This window comes from Streptomyces sp. D2-8, assembly GCF_023184515.1.
Taxonomy (GTDB): Bacteria; Actinomycetota; Actinomycetes; order Streptomycetales; family Streptomycetaceae; genus Streptomyces.
In genome coordinates, this window is record NZ_JAAHBP010000026.1 from 37,434 (window position 1) to 53,724 (window position 16,291).

A 16,291-nucleotide genomic window follows, 5' to 3' on the forward strand; every position below is an offset into this window, starting at 1 on the left:
TGAGGGGAGTGGTTCGGTTACCGCTGCCGGCCGCTGTGCGGCGGAGCGGTGGTCTCGCGGAGGATGAAGCGAATGGGCATCTCGACGGGGCGCGGCGGCCCCGCGTCCGGGTCGTCCAGCTGCGCCAGCAGCAGCCGGGCCGCCTCCTTGCCCTGGGCCGCGACCGGCTGGGCCACCGTGGTCAGACCGACCACCTCGGACAGCTCGTGATCGTCGAAACCGACGACGGAGACGTCCTCCGGGACCCTCAGCCGGTGCCGGCGCAGGGCACGCAGCGCGCCCATCGCCATCTCGTCGGACTGGGCGAACACCGCGGTCGGCGGGTGACGCAGCGCCAGCAGCTCGGTCATGGCCCGCTCACCGCCCTCGACCGTGTATCCGCCGTCCGCCTCCAGGGCGCGGTCGGGCTCGACCCCGGCGTCGGTCAGCACGTCCAGATAGCCCTGCCGGCGGTCGAGGGGCGTGGTCCAGTGCAGCGGCTCGCTGGCCCCGGAGATCATGCCGATGCGCCGGTGGCCGAGGTTCACCAGATGCCGTACGGCGCTCTCCGCCCCGCCCCGGTCGTCGATGCCGACCACCGTGAAGCCGGGCCGGGCGCCGCCGACCGTGGTGGCCAGCGGCACGTCGAGGGAGCGCAGGGCGGCGGCCTCGTCCGGGTCCGGGATCAGCAGGGACAGCACGGCGTCGACCCGCTTGCGGATCGGCAGGTTGGTGAAGAAGCGCTTGCGCGCCTCCGGTGAGCCGAGGTTGTACAGCAGGACGTCGTAGCCGGCGGTGCTGAAGACCTTCTCCGCCGCGTCCAGCACGGTGCCGAAGAACCAGCGGCCGACGTACGGGACGACGACGCCGATGGTGTGGGTGCGTCCGCTGGCCAGGCTGGAGGCCGAGCGGGAGGCGGTGTAGCCCAGCTCGGCGGCGGCCGCGACGATCCGGGCCCGCATCTCCTCCGACACTCCGGGACGGCCGCGCAGGGCGCGGGACACGGTGGACGCCGAGACCCCGGTGGCCTCGGCGACATCGGTGATGCTGACCGTCACGGGACGCTCCTTGATCGGGTGCACGCCGCGGGTCGGGGCCCGGAAGCACGTCGGCGTGAGGGGGAGTGACGAGACCGTAAACCCGCCCCCGTTGTTGCGCAAGCGTTTGCGTTCAGATTTACTTCGGCTGACTCTCAGAGAAACCCCCGCCAGCCAGAACACAGCGCACGCGTTTGAGTGCCGCTGTCGGCAGACAGGACCTGTCCATGCGATACGCGCCGCCCGGCCTCTGCGTGAACGACTTCGACCTCCTGCGCCACGCGGACGGCACCTACACGGTGCTGCACCTGCAGGGCCCGTGGACGGCCGAGTTCGACCACCTGCGCATGGAGACCTCCTACGGCCGGGCCACCTCCGCCGACCTGGTCCACTGGGAGCCGCAGGGAACGGCCTTCGGCAACGGCCTGCCGGGCCGCTTCGACCAGCAGGCGGTGTGGACCATGCACGCCTTCCCGCACGGCACCGGCATGGCGATGCTCTACACCGCGGTCTCCGGGCTCACCCCGGAGGGCTGGCCCCTGCAGTCGGTCGGCCTGGCCCACTCCGACCGCACCGACGGCACCGGCTGGCGCCGCCACGGCACGGGACCGGTCGTCGAGGCGGACGGGCGCTGGTACCGCACGGGCGAACGCATGGGCTGGCGCGACCCCTTCGTCGTACGCGACGACGCATCCGACGGCTGGGTCATGGTGATCTGCGCCGCCGACGCCTCCCTCCCGGTCGAGGTCAGCGGCTGCGTCGCCTGGGCCACCTCCGACGACCTGGAGCACTGGAACGTCCACCCGCCGCTCATCTCCCCCGGCGACGTCGACGAGCTGGAGTGCCCGGTCCTCGAACGCCTCGACGACGGCAGCTGGTTGCTGCTCGGCTCCATCGGCGCCACCCGGGGCTTCGAGGCGTGGACCGCCCCGCGCCTGCGCGGCCCGTGGACCCGCCGCGGCCCGCTCGGCCCGACGGGCGCGTACGCCCCGCGCGTCGTCGCCGCCCCCGACGGCTCCCGCGTCGTGCTGCACACCACCCCGCGCCGCGTCGGCCTCACCGACACCGGCGACCGCTGCCGCGGCATGCTCGCCCAGCCCAAGTCCCTCGTCGTACCCGAGGACGCGGCGCCCCGCCTGGAATGGTGGCCGGGCCTCGACCCCTGGCTCGGCGAGGAGACGTACGACGCCCCCCTGCACGCGGTCGGCGACATCGGCCTCTCCGGCCGCACCGAGATCACCCTGCGCACACATGTCTCCGACGCGGACCGCCCCGCGCTGACCATCACCTGCGACGGCAAGGGCCTGCGGGTCACCGGCCCCGACGGCGTCCCGCTCGGCGAGACCCTCCTGCCGGAGCCCGCCGCCTCGCTGCGCATCCTCACCGTCGGCGAGTACGTCGAGGTCTACGCCGACGGCGTCTTCGTCCTCACGACCCTGTGCTACTCCGGCCGCCCCGCCCCCTGGACGGCCACCACCGAGGGCGGCGTCCGTCCCGTGCCCGTCCGCCCGGTCCGGCTGCCCGCCCCGCACCGCGACGACGCCTCGGCCGTCTGGCCCGGCCCGTCGCTCGGCTGACCGGCCACCGGACACCGTCTCACCCGACGGACGACGTTTCGCCCGCGTTTCCGGAAACGGCTACGCTCCCCTGCGTGGCTGAGATCCGGATTCCCTCTGACATCAAGCCCGCGGACGGACGTTTCGGCGCGGGTCCCTCCAAGGTGCGGACGGAGGCGCTGGACGCCCTCGCCGCGACCGGCACCTCTCTCATGGGCACCTCCCACCGCCAGGCTCCCGTCAAGAACCTGGTCGGCCAGGTGCGCGAGGGCATCAGTGAGCTGTTCCAGCTCCCCGACGGCTACGAGGTGATCCTCGGCAACGGCGGCTCGACCGCCTTCTGGGACGTCGCGACGCACGGTCTGATCGAGAACAGGTCGCAGCACCTCAGCTTCGGCGAGTTCTCCTCCAAGTTCGCCAAGGCCGCGAAGCTCGCGCCGTGGCTCGCCGAGCCGGACGTCATCTCCGCCGACCCGGGCACGCACCCCGAGGCGGTCGCCGAGGCGGGCGTGGACGTCTACGCGTTCACCCACAACGAGACCTCGACCGGTGTCGCCATGCCGATCAAGCGCGTGGCCGGTGCCGACGAGGGCGCCCTGGTGCTCGTGGACGCCACCTCCGGCGCCGGCGGCCTGCCCGTCGACGTCAGCGAGACCGACGTCTACTACTTCGCCCCGCAGAAGTCCTTCGCCTCCGACGGCGGCCTGTGGATCGGCGTCTTCTCCCCGGCCGCGATCGAGCGCGCCGAGCGCGTCCACGCGTCCGGCCGCCACGTCCCGGAGTTCTTCTCGCTGCCGACGGCGATCGACAACTCCCGCAAGAACCAGACGTACAACACCCCGGCCCTCGCGACCCTCTTCCTGCTCAACCAGCAGCTGGAGTGGATCAACGGCCAGGGCGGCCTGGACTGGTCGGTCCGGCGCACGGCCACCTCCGCCCGCACGCTCTACGGCTGGGCCGAGGACATCAAGTACGCCAACCCGTTCGTCACCGACCCGGCCAAGCGCTCGCAGGTCATCGGCACGATCGACTTCACGGACGAGGTGGACGCCGCCGCCGTCGCCAAGGTGCTGCGCGCCAACGGCATCGTCGACACCGAGCCCTACCGCAAGCTCGGCCGCAACCAGCTGCGCGTGGCGATGTTCCCGGCGATCGACCCGGCGGACATCGAGGCGCTCACGAAGTGCGTCGACTATGTGATCGAGAAGCTCTGACCTTCACGGGTCCATGAGTGTCGAGGGCGCCCCGCTCGTGCGGGGCGCCCTCTCTCGTGCTCAGGCCGGCCCGGTGCCCCCGGCGCCCGGCGTCGAGCGCGCCACCCTGAACCCCACGTCGTCGATCCGGAACGTCGGATGGCTCCGGCGCCGCACCGAGGCCCGGCAGCTCCAGTGCTCGTCGGACCAGCCGCCGCCCCGCAGGACGCGGTAGCTGCCGTAGACCTCGGCGTCGTAGAGGTCCCAGCACCAGTCCCAGACGTTGCCCAGCATGTCGTACAGGCCCCAGGCGTTGGGCTGCCGGCCGCCCACGGGGTGGAGGGCGTCCGCCGCGTTGCCGCGGTACCAGGCGATGTCGTCGAGCGGGCCGTAGCGCGGGCCGGTGCTGCCGGCGCGGCAGGCGTGTTCCCACTCGGCCTCGGTCGGCAGCCGGTAGCCGTCGGCGGCGGTGTCCCACTCGACTTCCCCGGTGCCGGGCCGCACCTCGTACGCGGGGGTCAGGCCCTCGCGCCGGGACAGGGTGTTGCAGAACCGGATCGTGTCCCACCAGGACACGCCCTCGACGGGCAGCCGGTCACCCCGGGCCGTGCTCGGACGCTCGCCGGTGACCTCGGCGTACCACGCCTGCGTGACCGGGAACGCCGCGAGGCGAAACGGTGCGACCTCGACCGTCCAGCTGCGCCGCGTCCGCCGGTCCGACAGGGTCACCCGGCCGGGCGGGACGGTCGTCATCGTGTGTGCCACAGCCCCCGTGTTCATGGCATGTGAGCCTATCGGCGGCCTCGTTGCGCCACGAGTACGTCCAACCCGTCCAGGATGCGCTGCAATCCGAACTCGAAGTGGTCGAACTCCGCGCCGAAGGCGTCCTCGGCGAGGGACGCCATCACCGGGTAGCGGCCCGAGGCCATGGCCTTCTCCAGGGCCGGCACCTGCGCCTGCCAGAACTCGGCGTCCGTCAGACCCGTCCGGCGCTCCGCCTCCTGCTCGTAGAGCTGCGTGCGCGCGGCCCCCACGACGTATCCGTCGATCATGATGATCGCGGAGACCAGTTCGGGGTCGGTCAGCCCCATCGGGCGGATCCGCGTGAGGACCCTCTCCATCCCGTCGAGGGCGCTGGGGCCGAGGATCGGGCGGGTCTGGTTGACCTGGAGCAGCCAGGGGTGGCGGCGGTAGAGGGCGAGGGTGGCGCGGGCCAGTGCCTCCAGGGCCGCCCGCCAGCCGCCGTCGCCGAGGTCGGCCGGGTTCTCCGAGGGGCGCTGCACCCGGTCCAGCATGAGGTCGAGCAGCTCGCCCTTGCCGGGCACGTACCGGTACAGCGACATGGTGCCGGTGCCGAGCTCGGTCGCGACGCGGCGCATGGAGAGCCCCTCCAGACCCTCGGTGTCCGCCACCTGGATGGCCGCTTCCACGATCCGGTCCAGTGTCAGGGTCGGTTTGGGGCCGCGCGTGGGGCGGCGGCCGGTGTCCCACAGCAGTTCGAGGGTGCGGGCGATGTCGCCGCTGCCGCTGGTCTCCGTACCGCCCGTGCCACTCGTCATGGAACCCAGCTTAGGTCCCCGCCCAAAAACTGGGTACGGCGTACGCGCAATCGGGTACGCTGTACCCAGTTCAGTGCCGAGGTGGCACGGGCGCACGGGAGGGGACGACATGGACGGATACGCGGTGCGGGCCGAGGGGCTGGAGAAGAGGTACGGCGAGAAACGCGCCCTCGACGGCTTCGACCTGGAGGTGCGCGAGGGCACGGTGCACGGCCTGCTCGGGCCGAACGGGGCGGGCAAGACCACCGCCGTGCGCATCCTGTCCACACTGCTCCGGCTGGACGGGGGCAGTGCCACGGTCGCCGGGCTGGACGTCGTCCGGCAGGCACGCGAGGTGCGGGCCCGGATCGGCCTCACCGGCCAGTACGCGGCGGTCGACGAGGTGCTCACCGGCCGGCAGAACCTGGAGATGTTCGGCCGCCTGTTCCACCTGGGCGGCAAGCGGGCCGGGCTCCGGGCGACCGAACTCCTGGAGCAGTTCGACCTGACCGACGCCGCCGACCGGGGGGTGGGCAAGTACAGCGGCGGCATGCGGCGCCGGCTCGACCTCGCGGCGTCCATGATCCTGGCCCCGGCCGTCCTCTTCCTCGACGAGCCGACGACCGGCCTGGACCCCCGCAGCCGGGGCGAAGTCTGGGAGTCCGTAAGGGCCTTGGTGGCGAGCGGCACCACCGTCCTGCTGACCACGCAGTACCTGGAGGAGGCCGACAAGCTCGCCTCGCGCATCACCGTCATCGACCAGGGGCGGGCCATCGCCGACGACACCCCGGACGGACTGAAGAACCTGGTCGGCGGCGACCGCATCGAGGTCGTGGTCGCCGAGCGGTCCGAGATCCCGCGGGCGGTGAAGGTGGTCGCCCGGGTCACGGACGGCGAACCCGAGGCGGACGAGACCGAGTTGCGGGTGCACGCGCCGGTCACCGACCGGGTCACGGCACTCACCGAAGTGGCGCGGACCCTCCAGGACGAGGGCGTCCGGGTCGAGGACATCGGGCTGCGCAGGCCGAGCCTCGACGACGTGTTCCTGCGCCTGACCGGACACCGGACCGAGAAGGAGGCCACGGCGTGAGCGCCCTCGACCTGAGCACCCCGAGCGCGCGGGGCGGTGCGTACTGGCTGCTCGCCGACTGCTGGAACATCGTCCGCCGCGGTCTGACCCACTACCAGCGCCAGCCCGTCAACATCGCCTGGCAGCTGGGCTTCCCGATCCTGTCCGTGCTGATGTACGGCTATGTCTTCGGCAGCGCGATGAAGGTGCCGGGCGGGAACTACAAGGACTTCCTGATGCCGGGCATGTTCGTGATGACCATGGCGTTCGGCTTCATCAACACCGCCACGGTCGTGGTGTACGACTCCACCAAGGGCGTCATCGACCGCTTCCGCTCGATGCCGATGGCGTCCTCGGCCGTGGTGGCCGGGCGCGGGATCACCGATCTGATCATCGCCTGTGCCGAGTTGACCATCATGATGCTCACCGCGCTGGCCATGGGATGGCGCCCGGACGGCGGCTTCGGCTTCCTCGCCGCGTTCGGGCTGCTGCTCTGGCTGCGGTTCGCGCTGATCTGGATCGGCGTGTGGCTCGGCCTGCTCGTGCCCAACCCGGAGGCCGCGGGCGGCCTGTTCGCGGTCGCCTTCCCGCTGACGATGGTCTCCAGCGTCTTCGTCGCGCCGCAGCAGATGCCCGACTGGCTGGGCTGGCTGGCGGTCTGGAACCCGATCTCGTCCACGGCGGCGGCGACCCGCGAGCTGTTCGGCAGGCCGGTCACCGGTGACACCTGGGTCGAGCAGCACGCGCTGCTGATGGCCGGGGTGTGGCCGGTGATCCTGACGGCGATCTTCCTGCCGCTGGCGGTACGGCGGTTCAGGAAGCTGAGCCGATAGCGATTGCGGCGGTCCCACACCTCCCAGAGTCTTGACGTGCTCATGTTGCGTCAGTTCTCCGGGAGGTGCGCGGCAAGCCGGGGAGCCCAAGAGCAAGGCTCCTGATCCCGTCTCCTACCCCCGCCGCCGCCTCATCCCCCGCAGACCCAGCACGACGACCAGGACGACACCGGCGGCGATCGCCCCCGTCTTGAGGTTGCCGCCCAGGCCGTCTCCCCCACCGTCGGACGCGGCCGAACTCCCGCTGCCGGACGAGGAGTCGGATCCCCCGCCCCCCGGCGCGTCCTGCGGCTCCACAGGGCTGTCCGCCCCTTCGGCGCCGTACATCAGCTTCTTGCCGTCCGCGGTGTAGGTGACGGACTCGCCCTGGCCCAGGAACGGCACGCCGAGCCGTTCCTTGCGCTTGATCTTCCCGCCGTTCCAGTCGTACGCGATCGCGCCGAAGTAGCTGCGTACGACGAGGTGTTCACCGTCCGGGGAGAGCGTGGCGTCGGTGGCCTCCAGGTCGGGGACGGCCGCGACGGGCCGGAACGTGTTCGACCCGGAGGAGGAGAGCCGGGCGGGGCCCTCGTACAGGTGCCCGCCCTTCTCGTTCTTGTCGACGATGTAGACGCGGCCGGTCTTCGGGTGCACCACGAGGGACTCGGCGTCCCGCGCGCCGTCGGAGTACTTCACGACGTACTGCGTGGCCCGGATGGTCTGGTCGCGCAGGTTCTTCGGCTCGGGCAGCCGGTAGATCCAGACGTACGGCCAGCTGCCGCCGAGGTTGTCACCGATGTCGCCGACGTAGATCTGGTTGTCCGGCCCGATCGAGATGGCCTCGACGTCGCGCGGACTGCCCACGCCGGACAGGGTGATCGTGGCGACCGTCTCGCCCGTCGCGCTGTCGACGGCGTAGAGGTACGCCCCGTCGTCGCTGTCGTTGTGCGTCCAGTAGACGCCGGGGTGTTGCCGCGAGGCCGCCAGACCGCTGGACTCGGTGATGCGCGGGTCCCTGATCGTGAACTTCTCGTCGCCGTCGGCGGCGGAGGCGGGCACGGCGAGGGCGCCCGTGAGGAGGGCCGCGGCGAGAAGGGCGAACGGTCTGCGCATGCCCCAAGCCTGCCATCCCGCTCCGCGGTTCATCGGCGTAACGGATCAAGGGCCCGACGGCCTGGCCGAGGGGCGTGTCCCGACTCACACTCCGTCGGCCATCGAGATCGTTCATCATGAGCGGATGCTCAGGTTCATGCCCGTCGGTGACTCCATGACGATCGGAAGCACTGGCGAACACACATGGCGCTACCGGCTGTGGCAGCACCTGTGCCGTTCCTACGGCAGCCCCTTCACCCTCGTCGGCCCGCGCGAGACGCTCTACGACCAGCTCGCCGAAGCCCCGGTGTCGCACGCGTACGCCGAGCCGGACTTCCCGCGTGCCCACCTGGCCGGCTGGGGCGAGGGCTGGCTGCACATGGCGCCGCTGATCGGCGATGCGGTGCGGTCGTGCCGCGCGGACGTGCTCCTGGTCTCCCTGGGCCTGATCGACCTGGGCTTCTACACGAACGCGGAGCAGACCGCCGAGAACGTCCGCGCCTTCGCGGCCGAGGCGCGGGCCGCGAACCGCCGGGTGGGGATGGTGTGGCTGCCGGTGACCCCGAACGTGCGCGCCCAGTCGGACGCGGCCTTCGCCACCGAGGTCGCCCGCTTCAACGAACTCCTCGCCAAGACCGCCGCGGACCTCGACGAGCCCGGCTCCCCCGTCCTCCTGGCCACGCCCCCGCCGTCGTACGACGTCGCCACCGACACCTACGACGGCACCCACCCCAACGCGAGCGGCGAACACAAGATCGCGGCGGCCTTCGCGGAGGCGATGCACCAGGGCTGGGACCTGGCCGGCCCTTACGAGAAGTAGCTCGGCCCCACCGGCAGTCGAGCCCGGGTTCTCCCAGGTTTGTGCTTGCTTGGAGCGCACTTCAAGACGTTGGCTTGGACACCATGAAGTACACGCAGCTCGGACGCACGGGACTCAAGGTCAGCCGGCTCGTCCTCGGCACCATGAACTTCGGCCCGCAGACCGACGAGGCCGACAGCCACGCCATCATGGACGCGGCGCTGGACGCGGGCATCAACTTCTTCGACACCGCCAATGTCTATGGCTGGGGCGAGAACAAGGGCCGTACCGAAAGCATCATCGGCAACTGGTTCTCGAAGGGCGAGGGGCGGCGCGACAAGGTCGTCCTCGCCACGAAGGTCTACGGCAACATGGCCGCCGACGGCCCGGCCTGGCCCAACCACGACAAGCTCTCCGCGGTCAACATCCGACGTGCCGTGGACGCCAGCCTCAAGCGGCTCCAGACGGACTACATCGACGTCTACCAGTTCCACCACATCGACCGCGCCACTCCCTTCGACGAGATCTGGCAGGCGATCGACGTCCTGGTCCAGCAGGGCAAGATCCTCTACGTCGGGTCGTCGAACTTCCCCGGCTACAAGATCGCCCAGGCCAACGAGATCGCCGCCCGGCGGGGCGGGACCATCGGGCTGGTCAGCGAGCAGTGCCTGTACAACCTCGCCGAGCGGCGCGCCGAGATGGAGGTCATCCCGGCCGCTCAGGAGTACGGCCTCGGGGTCATCCCCTGGTCACCGCTGCACGGCGGTCTGCTGGGCGGTGTGATCAAGAAGGAGGTCGAGGGCGGCCGCCGCGCCTCCGGCCGCGCGGCCGACGCGCTCGCCGACGCCGGCACCCGCGCGCGGATCCAGTCCTACGAGGACCTGCTCGACAAGCACGGCGTCGAGCCCGGCGAGGCCGCCCTGGCCTGGCTGCTCACCCGCCCCGGCGTGACCGGCCCGATCGTCGGCCCGCGCACCGGCGAGCAGCTCGCCTCCGCGGTCCGCGCGTCCGAGCTGGAGCTGTCCGGGGAGCTCCTGACCGGCCTGGACGAGATCTTCCCGGGCCCGGGCCCGTCTCCGGAGGCCTTCGCCTGGTGACGCCCTGAACCTGGTGACGCCCTGAAGGGGCGCGGGGCTGTGTCAATGTGCGGCTGGCGCCGCGTGGGCGCGACAAGCCCCCCACCGGCCCGCAGCCGGAGAGCAACGGGCAGTCCCCCGCCCCCCTACCTGCCGAGCGCGGCAGCCAGGGCGACGACGAGAAACATCAGCACGAGCACACCGGCCATGATCCGGTTACGGGTTTTCGGGTCCACGGCACCGAGCCTAACCGGCGCCCCCGAGCGGCCAGCGCCCGACCGCCTCATACCGGGGCTGCTCCCCCGGCACCCCCGAGACCGGCAGATTGCTGCGCACCAGCGCCAGCTCGTCCACGGTCCAGGTCCGGCCCGTGAATCCCGCGAGCGTGTCCAGGAAGGCCCGCACCTCCCCTGCCGCCCGGCTCCGCGCCACGGTCAGATGCGCCTTGTACCGCCGGTGCTCCCCCATCGCCACCCCCGCCTTCCGCGCCGCCGCCTCGGCCCGCTCGGCCAGCAGCCGCAGGGTCGCCAGGTCCCCCTCGGCCCCGGCCCACAGCGCCCGCCCGTGCCCGAACTGCCCCCCGCCCCGCACGGCCAGCGGGAACGGCTCGGTCCGGCGCGCGGCCCGCTCCAGCCGCTCCGACAGCGCGGGGACGAGACCGTCGTCGACCTCACCGTAGAAGGCGAGGGTGAAGTGCCAGCCGGGACGGCCGGTCCAGCGCATGCCGTCGGCGCCGGGCAGCTCGCGCAACTCGTCGACCACGGACCCGAGTTCACGACACACCTCGTCAGGGGGCAGCACGGCCGCGAAGAGTCTCATGCGCACAAGCCTGGCACCATGAGGCCATGCGGATCACCATCCGGGACGGCGGGCCCGACGACATTCCCGCGATACTCGGCATGCTCGACAGCTGTGTGGAGTGGCTGGTCTCCCAGGGGCGCACGGGGCAGTGGGGGACGCGGCCCCTGTCGCAGAGCCCCAAGACGGTGGAGTCGGTCGGCCGGTACATGGCGGAGGGCAGCGTGTACATGGCCGACGTCGACGGTGTCCCGGCCGGGACCCTCACCCTCACCGATTCGGCGGGCGCCTACCTGTCCCACCTCCCGCAGCCCGGCGAACCTGAGCGCTACATCCACTGGCTGGCCTCCGACCGCCGCTTCAAGGGACACGGCGTGGGCAGCGCCCTGCTCGCCCACGCCGCCGAGGAGACCCGCCGCGCCGGGATCTCCCTCCTGCGCGTCGACTGCTACGCCGGGGACGACGGGAAACTCGTCCGCTACTACGAGACCAACGGCTTCACGCGCACCGAGGCCTTCACGGTCGGCGAGAACGAGTGGCCGGGGCAGCTGCTGGCACGGCGGGTGTAGGCGGCCTCCGGACCCGGGCGTGTCCAGGTCACCGTGCGTATCGTTGTACCGCGCGGCCGAGTCGGTCCACGGGGCACGGCCGGGGAGGAGCGCCACGATGACCGTCCTTGACGACAGGATCGAGATGGCCGACAGCAGCGGTGAACTCACCCTCGACACGATGTTCGAGTGGGTGGAGACGATGCCGGTCCCCGAGGGCTACAAGGTTGAGATCGTCGGGGGGAACATCTTTATGGCGCCTCAGCGGGCCACTCACTGGGACATCATCCTGGACATCGTCGAGCAGCTGCGCGCTAAGTATCCGCGCAAGCGCGTGAGGTCCGACGTCCGCGTCGACTACCCGGGCCACCTCAACGGCTTCGCCTCCGACGTGACGGTGATGGCGGAGGGCGCGACGGAGAACGCCAAGGGGCTGTGTCGCTACCAGGACGTCGAGTTCGTAGCCGAGGTGATCTCCAAGAAGACCGGAGCCAACGACTACGGCCCGAAGAAGGACGCCTACGCCGCGGCCGGCGTGCCGGTGTACCTGATCGTGGATCCGTACACCGGCCGCTGGCATCTGCACACCAAGCCCAAGGACGGCGAGTACCGGGGCGAGTTGAGTCTGGACTTCGGGGACGAGATCGACCTGACGGGCACCGTGGTCGGGCTCGTCCTCCAGACCGGCGAGTTCCCCCGGGACTGACGGCGCCCTACGCCGCCCGGGCCAGCTCCTCCTGATGCTCCCGGGGCACGAAGCGCACCCGGGGATGGCCGCCGTGCCAGCCGACCGAGAGGCGGAGGTTGCCGACGCGGGCCAGGATCAGGCCGATCACCGCCGCGGCGAGCGCCGCCACCGCGCCGCCGGCCGCGAGGCCGACCCGGGCGCCGTAGGTGTCGGTGATCCAGCCGACGATCGGGGCGCCGACCGGCGAGCCGCCGAGGAAGATCATCATGTAGAGGGCCATGACCCGGCCGCGCATGGCCGGGTCCGTGGACATCTGGATGCTGGTGTTCGTCGTGACGTTGACCGTCATGCCGAACAGGCCCAGCGGGACCATGAGCAGGGCGAACATCCACAGCGTGGGGGTCGTGGCCGCCAGGATCTCCAGCGCGCCGAAGGCCATGGCCGCCACGATCAGCAGCCGCAGCCGGGCCGTGCCCCGCCGCGCCGCGAGCAGTGCGCCCACGACCGAGCCGACCGCCATCAGCGTGTTGAACATGCTGTACGCGCCCGCCCCCGCGTGGAACACGTCGTCCGCGAAGGCCGAGAGGTAGACGGGGAAGTTGAAGGCGAACGTGCCGACGAAGCCGACCAGGACGATCGGCCAGATCAGCTCCGGGCGGCCGGTGACGTAGCGCACGCCCTCCCGCAGCTGCCCCTTGCCCCGCGGGGCGCGCTCGACGACGTGCAGGTCGCGGGCGCGCATCAGCAGCAGGCCGGTGAGGGGCGCGATGAAGGACAGGCCGTTGAAGAGGAACGCGTAGCCGGTACCGACGCCGGTGATGAGCAGGCCGGCGACGGCGGGGCCGACCAGGCGGGCGGACTGGAAGTTCGCCGAGTTCAGGCTGACCGCGTTCTGCAGCTGCCCCGGGCCGACCAGCTCGGAGACGAAGGACTGCCGGGCCGGGTTGTCGACGACGGTGGCGAGACCGACCGCGAAGGCGGCCACGTACACGTGCCACACCTGGACCTGGCCGGTGAGGACGGCGAGGGCGAGGGCGAGGGCGGTGACGGCCATCGACGACTGTGTGACGAGCAGGGTGGGCCGCTTGGGCAGCCGGTCGACCAGGACACCGCCGTAGAGGCCGAAGAGCAGCATCGGCAGGAACTGCAGCGCGGTCGTGATGCCGACGGCGGCGGAGGAGCCGGTGAGGCTGAGCACCAGCCAGTCCTGGGCGATGCGCTGCATCCAGGTACCGGTGTTGGAGACGACCTGCCCCATGAAGAACAGGCGGTAGTTCCTCACCCTGAGGGAGGAGAACATCGAGGACTTGCGGGCGGGCCGGGCGGCGGGTGCGTCGGAGGTGGGCGGGGAATGGTGGGGATCAGGTGCGGGGGCGGAAGCTGCTCCGGGTCCCGAACTCAAATGTGTCGCCTCCTTGCAACGGCCTTCTCACAGATGCGCGAGCTTCTCCAGCACGGGGGCGGCGGCGCGGAGTTTCGCCCACTCGTCCTCGTCGAGGTTCTCCACCAGCGTGGCCAGGAACGCGTTCCGCTTGGCGCGGCTCTCCTCGAGCATGGCCTCGGCCTGCTCGGTGCGCGTGACGACCTTCTGGCGCCGGTCCTCGGGGTGCGGCTCCAGCCGGACCAGTCCCTTGGCCTCCAGCAGCGCCACGATGCGGGTCATCGACGGCGGCTGGACGTGCTCCTTTCGGGCGAGCTCGCCCGGTGTGGCCCTGCCGCACAGGGACAGGGTGCCCAGCACCGACATCTCGGTGGGGCTGAGCGATTCGTCGACCCGCTGGTGCTTGAGCCGACGGGACAGCCGCATCACTGCGGATCGGAGGGAGTTCACGGCGGCTACGTCGTCGCCATGGCTGAGGTCCGGCATGTTCTTTAGCGTAACTCATTACTCTCGCTAAAGACCAGCCGGAACACGCAGGAACGTCCGTGACGCCCGCCACTGAACCGCGACATCACTCATATGGGTGATCCGGCAGCGGAACGCGACACACCGGACCGAAGGCTGCCGCGACCCTCGTGGTCATGGGGACCAGCGTGCTCAGCCTGCGAATAGACCACGACCTGCTCGAACGGCTCCGGCACCATGCCGCGAAAAGGGGAATGAGCGTCCAGGACCATGTCGTCCGGACGCTCATTCGAGATGACTTCGACCAGCGGTTCCAGTCCGCCGTCGAGGAGACGGAGAGGTTCTACGGGTCAGCCGACTCCGGTGACGGGGATCAGGTCAGTCCCAGCGCCGGCATCAGGTAGTAGAACGCGAACACCGCCGACACCGCGTACATCGCCACCGGCACCTCGCGGCCCCGCCCGGCCGCCAGCCGCAGCACCACGAAGGTGATGAAGCCCATGCCGATGCCGTTGGTGATCGAGTAGGTGAACGGCATCATCAGCATCGTCACGAAGGCCGGGACGGCGATCGTGTAGTCCGCCCAGTCGATCTCCTTGACCGATCCGGCCATGATCAGGAAGCCGACCGCGACCAGCGCGGGCGTGGCCGCCTGGGACGGGACCATCGTGGCCACCGGCGTCAGGAAGAGGGCGACGGCGAAGAGGCCGCCGGTGACGACGTTCGCGAAACCGGTCCGGGCACCCTCGCCGACACCCGCCGTGGACTCGACGAAGGCGGTCGTCGCGGAGGAGGAGCTGGCGCCGCCGGCGGCGACCGCGAGGCCGTCGACCAACAGCACCTTGTTGATGCCGGGCATCTGCCCCTCGCCGTCGGTCAGCTTCGCCTCGTCGGAGACGCCCATGATCGTGCCCATCGCGTCGAAGAAGCACGACAGCAGCACGGTGAAGACGAAGAGCACGCCGGTGAGCATGCCGACCTTCCCGAAGCCGCCGAACAGGCTGACCTGCCCGATCAGCCCGAAGTCGGGGCTCGCGACCGGGTTGCCGGGCCACTTGGGCGTGGTCAGACCCCAGCTCGGCACCTTGGCCACCGCGTTGATGATCACCGCGAGGACCGTCATGGCGGCGATGGAGATCAGGATCGCGCCGGAGACCTTGCGCACGATGAGCGCGAGGGTCAGCAGTACACCCACGACGAAGACGAGGACCGGCCAGCCGTCGAGGTGACCGTCGCCGCCGAGCTGGAGCGGGACGGTGGTCTGGGCGACGTCCGGGATCCGGGAGACGAAGCCCGCGTCGACGAGCCCGATCAGCATGATGAACAGGCCGATACCGATGGAGATGGCCTTGCGCAGCCCGTAGGGCACGGCGTTCATGACGCGCTCGCGCAGCCCCGTCGCGACCAGCAGCATGACCACGAACCCGGCGAGGACCACCATGCCCATCGCGTCCGGCCAGGACATGCGCGGGGCGAGCTGGAGGGCGACGACCGAGTTCACGCCGAGGCCGGCGGCCAGCGCGATCGGGACGTTGCCGATGACGCCCATGAGGAGGGTGGTGAGCGCGGCGGTGAGGGCCGTCGCGGTGACCAGCTGCCCGTTGTCGAGCTGGTGACCGTACATGTCCTTGGCACTGCCGAGGATGATCGGGTTCAGCACGATGATGTAGGCCATCGCGAAGAAGGTGGCGAGACCGCCGCGGACCTCGCGGGACAGGGTGCTGCCCCGCTCGGAGATCCGGAAGAAGCGGTCGAGTGCGCCGTACGTGGGCCCGGCTCCCGGCTGTTCAGGGGCGGGGACCTTGGCGGGAGCCGAGGAGGACATGTGTTTGGTGTTTCCTACGAAGAGAAGTGGTCAGACACAAACCGTTTCAGTATGAACATATAAGGTCCCGATCGCACATCTCCGCGCGTAGACCTGATCGGCTCGTAAGCTGTCCCCATGGCGAAATGGACCCCCCGACACGAGGCGCCGGAGCCCCTGGAGGGCCCCGTGGTCGCCACCATCACCGGCGGCACCATCCTGTGGTTCGTCCTCTTCCTGGTCCAGCTCCCCTTCTACGGCTGGTTCGACGACCACGGCCACACCTGGTGGGTGTGGACCTGCCTGGCCGGCGGCGGGCTGGGACTGATCGGCATCTGGTACGTCCGCAAGCGCGAAGCCGCGCTCAAGCGGGCGGCGGCCGCCGAGGGGCTGACGGCGACGCCCTCGGCCGAGTAGGGCCGGGGCACCGTCCTGCCCGCTCTCCCGCGAGACACG

At 70.9% G+C, this 16,291-nt stretch carries 18 protein-coding genes; 10 read left to right on the forward strand and 8 right to left on the reverse strand.

The window, feature by feature from the left end:
- Nucleotides 1-17: 17 nt before the first annotated feature.
- Nucleotides 18-1,037, reverse strand: a complete 1,020-nt coding sequence (locus G3I77_RS34770) for a LacI family DNA-binding transcriptional regulator (RefSeq protein WP_248510296.1) — start codon at nucleotides 1,035-1,037, stop codon at nucleotides 18-20.
- A 206-nt stretch (nucleotides 1,038-1,243) separates the two neighbouring features.
- Here G3I77_RS34770 and G3I77_RS34775 point away from each other — a divergent pair, with 206 nt between their 5' ends.
- Nucleotides 1,244-2,593, forward strand: coding sequence for a mucin-1 (locus tag G3I77_RS34775; protein WP_248510297.1), 1,350 nt, complete (start codon nucleotides 1,244-1,246; stop codon nucleotides 2,591-2,593).
- Between the two features lie 74 nt (nucleotides 2,594-2,667).
- Complete coding sequence (gene serC / locus G3I77_RS34780; protein WP_248510298.1) at nucleotides 2,668-3,786, forward strand: phosphoserine transaminase; 1,119 nt, start codon at nucleotides 2,668-2,670, stop codon at nucleotides 3,784-3,786.
- 60 nt (nucleotides 3,787-3,846) lie between these two features.
- Here the strand turns inward: serC and G3I77_RS34785 are convergent, their stop codons facing one another.
- Nucleotides 3,847-4,545 carry a formylglycine-generating enzyme family protein gene (locus tag G3I77_RS34785; RefSeq protein ID WP_248510299.1) on the reverse strand — a complete coding sequence of 233 codons (699 nt, stop codon included), beginning with the start codon at nucleotides 4,543-4,545 and terminating at the stop codon, nucleotides 3,847-3,849.
- Between the two features lie 11 nt (nucleotides 4,546-4,556).
- Complete coding sequence (locus G3I77_RS34790; protein ID WP_248510300.1) at nucleotides 4,557-5,324, reverse strand: TetR/AcrR family transcriptional regulator; 768 nt, start codon at nucleotides 5,322-5,324, stop codon at nucleotides 4,557-4,559.
- A gap of 109 nt (nucleotides 5,325-5,433) precedes the next feature.
- Here G3I77_RS34790 and G3I77_RS34795 point away from each other — a divergent pair, with 109 nt between their 5' ends.
- Nucleotides 5,434-6,393: an ATP-binding cassette domain-containing protein gene (locus G3I77_RS34795; protein WP_248510301.1), complete on the forward strand. Its 960-nt coding sequence runs from the start codon at nucleotides 5,434-5,436 to the stop codon at nucleotides 6,391-6,393.
- Nucleotides 6,390-7,205: an ABC transporter permease gene (locus G3I77_RS34800; protein WP_248510302.1), complete on the forward strand. Its 816-nt coding sequence runs from the start codon at nucleotides 6,390-6,392 to the stop codon at nucleotides 7,203-7,205. Before G3I77_RS34795 ends, G3I77_RS34800 begins: the two co-directional genes overlap by 4 nt.
- 114 nt (nucleotides 7,206-7,319) lie before the next feature.
- Here the strand turns inward: G3I77_RS34800 and G3I77_RS34805 are convergent, their stop codons facing one another.
- Nucleotides 7,320-8,297 (reverse strand): WD40 repeat domain-containing protein, encoded by a 978-nt coding sequence (locus tag G3I77_RS34805; protein ID WP_248510303.1) that lies wholly within the window; start codon nucleotides 8,295-8,297, stop codon nucleotides 7,320-7,322.
- Between the two features lie 124 nt (nucleotides 8,298-8,421).
- Between G3I77_RS34805 and G3I77_RS34810 the strand changes: the two genes are divergently transcribed.
- Together G3I77_RS34810 and G3I77_RS34815 are read left to right on the forward strand one after the other, a co-directional pair.
- Entirely contained in the window at nucleotides 8,422-9,096 is a 675-nt protein-coding gene (locus G3I77_RS34810) for a GDSL-type esterase/lipase family protein (RefSeq protein WP_248510304.1), read from the forward strand.
- Nucleotides 9,097-9,179: 83 nt separating this feature from the next.
- Nucleotides 9,180-10,172 carry an aldo/keto reductase gene (locus tag G3I77_RS34815; RefSeq protein ID WP_248510305.1) on the forward strand — a complete coding sequence of 331 codons (993 nt, stop codon included), beginning with the start codon at nucleotides 9,180-9,182 and terminating at the stop codon, nucleotides 10,170-10,172.
- A 225-nt stretch (nucleotides 10,173-10,397) separates the two neighbouring features.
- On the opposite strand, the gene thpR is transcribed toward G3I77_RS34815, so the two are convergent.
- Complete coding sequence (gene thpR / locus G3I77_RS34820; protein WP_248510307.1) at nucleotides 10,398-10,970, reverse strand: RNA 2',3'-cyclic phosphodiesterase; 573 nt, start codon at nucleotides 10,968-10,970, stop codon at nucleotides 10,398-10,400.
- Between the two features lie 26 nt (nucleotides 10,971-10,996).
- Between thpR and G3I77_RS34825 the strand changes: the two genes are divergently transcribed.
- Together G3I77_RS34825 and G3I77_RS34830 are read left to right on the forward strand one after the other, a co-directional pair.
- Nucleotides 10,997-11,518, forward strand: coding sequence for a GNAT family N-acetyltransferase (locus G3I77_RS34825; RefSeq protein WP_248510309.1), 522 nt, complete (start codon nucleotides 10,997-10,999; stop codon nucleotides 11,516-11,518).
- Between the two features lie 97 nt (nucleotides 11,519-11,615).
- Nucleotides 11,616-12,203, forward strand: coding sequence for a Uma2 family endonuclease (locus G3I77_RS34830; protein ID WP_248510311.1), 588 nt, complete (start codon nucleotides 11,616-11,618; stop codon nucleotides 12,201-12,203).
- 7 nt (nucleotides 12,204-12,210) lie between these two features.
- Here the strand turns inward: G3I77_RS34830 and G3I77_RS34835 are convergent, their stop codons facing one another.
- Together G3I77_RS34835 and G3I77_RS34840 are read right to left on the reverse strand one after the other, a co-directional pair.
- Nucleotides 12,211-13,587: an MFS transporter gene (locus G3I77_RS34835; protein ID WP_248510313.1), complete on the reverse strand. Its 1,377-nt coding sequence runs from the start codon at nucleotides 13,585-13,587 to the stop codon at nucleotides 12,211-12,213.
- A 27-nt stretch (nucleotides 13,588-13,614) separates the two neighbouring features.
- Nucleotides 13,615-14,052, reverse strand: a complete 438-nt coding sequence (locus G3I77_RS34840) for a MarR family winged helix-turn-helix transcriptional regulator (RefSeq protein ID WP_030849396.1) — start codon at nucleotides 14,050-14,052, stop codon at nucleotides 13,615-13,617.
- 155 nt (nucleotides 14,053-14,207) lie between these two features.
- Here G3I77_RS34840 and G3I77_RS34845 point away from each other — a divergent pair, with 155 nt between their 5' ends.
- On the forward strand, nucleotides 14,208-14,435 hold the full coding sequence (locus tag G3I77_RS34845) for a ribbon-helix-helix protein, CopG family (protein ID WP_248510314.1): 228 nt from the start codon (nucleotides 14,208-14,210) through the stop codon (nucleotides 14,433-14,435).
- Here the strand turns inward: G3I77_RS34845 and G3I77_RS34850 are convergent.
- On the reverse strand, nucleotides 14,405-15,856 hold the full coding sequence (locus G3I77_RS34850) for an NCS2 family permease (protein WP_248510315.1): 1,452 nt from the start codon (nucleotides 15,854-15,856) through the stop codon (nucleotides 14,405-14,407). The two genes, G3I77_RS34845 and G3I77_RS34850, sit on opposite strands and share 31 nt — an antisense overlap.
- Nucleotides 15,857-15,973: 117 nt before the next feature.
- Here G3I77_RS34850 and G3I77_RS34855 point away from each other — a divergent pair, with 117 nt between their 5' ends.
- The gene (locus G3I77_RS34855) at nucleotides 15,974-16,252 is read left to right on the forward strand and encodes a DUF2530 domain-containing protein (RefSeq protein ID WP_248510318.1); all 279 of its coding nucleotides are present in this window, start codon (nucleotides 15,974-15,976) and stop codon (nucleotides 16,250-16,252) included.
- Nucleotides 16,253-16,291: the final 39 nt, after the last annotated feature.

Bases quoted from the DNA above. Each gene is read 5' to 3' on its own strand.
- G3I77_RS34775 (WP_248510297.1), top strand. From the start codon at position 1,244: ATGCGATACGCGCCGCCCGGCCTCTGCGTGAACGACTTCGACCTCCTG.
- G3I77_RS34785 (WP_248510299.1), bottom strand. From the start codon at position 4,545: ATGAACACGGGGGCTGTGGCACACACGATGACGACCGTCCCGCCCGGC.
- G3I77_RS34790 (WP_248510300.1), bottom strand. From the start codon at position 5,324: ATGACGAGTGGCACGGGCGGTACGGAGACCAGCGGCAGCGGCGACATC.
- G3I77_RS34795 (WP_248510301.1), top strand. From the start codon at position 5,434: ATGGACGGATACGCGGTGCGGGCCGAGGGGCTGGAGAAGAGGTACGGC.
- G3I77_RS34805 (WP_248510303.1), bottom strand. From the start codon at position 8,297: ATGCGCAGACCGTTCGCCCTTCTCGCCGCGGCCCTCCTCACGGGCGCC.
- G3I77_RS34810 (WP_248510304.1), top strand. From the start codon at position 8,422: ATGCTCAGGTTCATGCCCGTCGGTGACTCCATGACGATCGGAAGCACT.
- G3I77_RS34815 (WP_248510305.1), top strand. From the start codon at position 9,180: ATGAAGTACACGCAGCTCGGACGCACGGGACTCAAGGTCAGCCGGCTC.
- thpR (WP_248510307.1), bottom strand. From the start codon at position 10,970: ATGAGACTCTTCGCGGCCGTGCTGCCCCCTGACGAGGTGTGTCGTGAA.
- G3I77_RS34825 (WP_248510309.1), top strand. From the start codon at position 10,997: ATGCGGATCACCATCCGGGACGGCGGGCCCGACGACATTCCCGCGATA.
- G3I77_RS34830 (WP_248510311.1), top strand. From the start codon at position 11,616: ATGACCGTCCTTGACGACAGGATCGAGATGGCCGACAGCAGCGGTGAA.
- G3I77_RS34840 (WP_030849396.1), bottom strand. From the start codon at position 14,052: ATGCCGGACCTCAGCCATGGCGACGACGTAGCCGCCGTGAACTCCCTC.
- G3I77_RS34845 (WP_248510314.1), top strand. From the start codon at position 14,208: ATGGGGACCAGCGTGCTCAGCCTGCGAATAGACCACGACCTGCTCGAA.
- G3I77_RS34850 (WP_248510315.1), bottom strand. From the start codon at position 15,856: ATGTCCTCCTCGGCTCCCGCCAAGGTCCCCGCCCCTGAACAGCCGGGA.
- G3I77_RS34855 (WP_248510318.1), top strand. From the start codon at position 15,974: ATGGCGAAATGGACCCCCCGACACGAGGCGCCGGAGCCCCTGGAGGGC.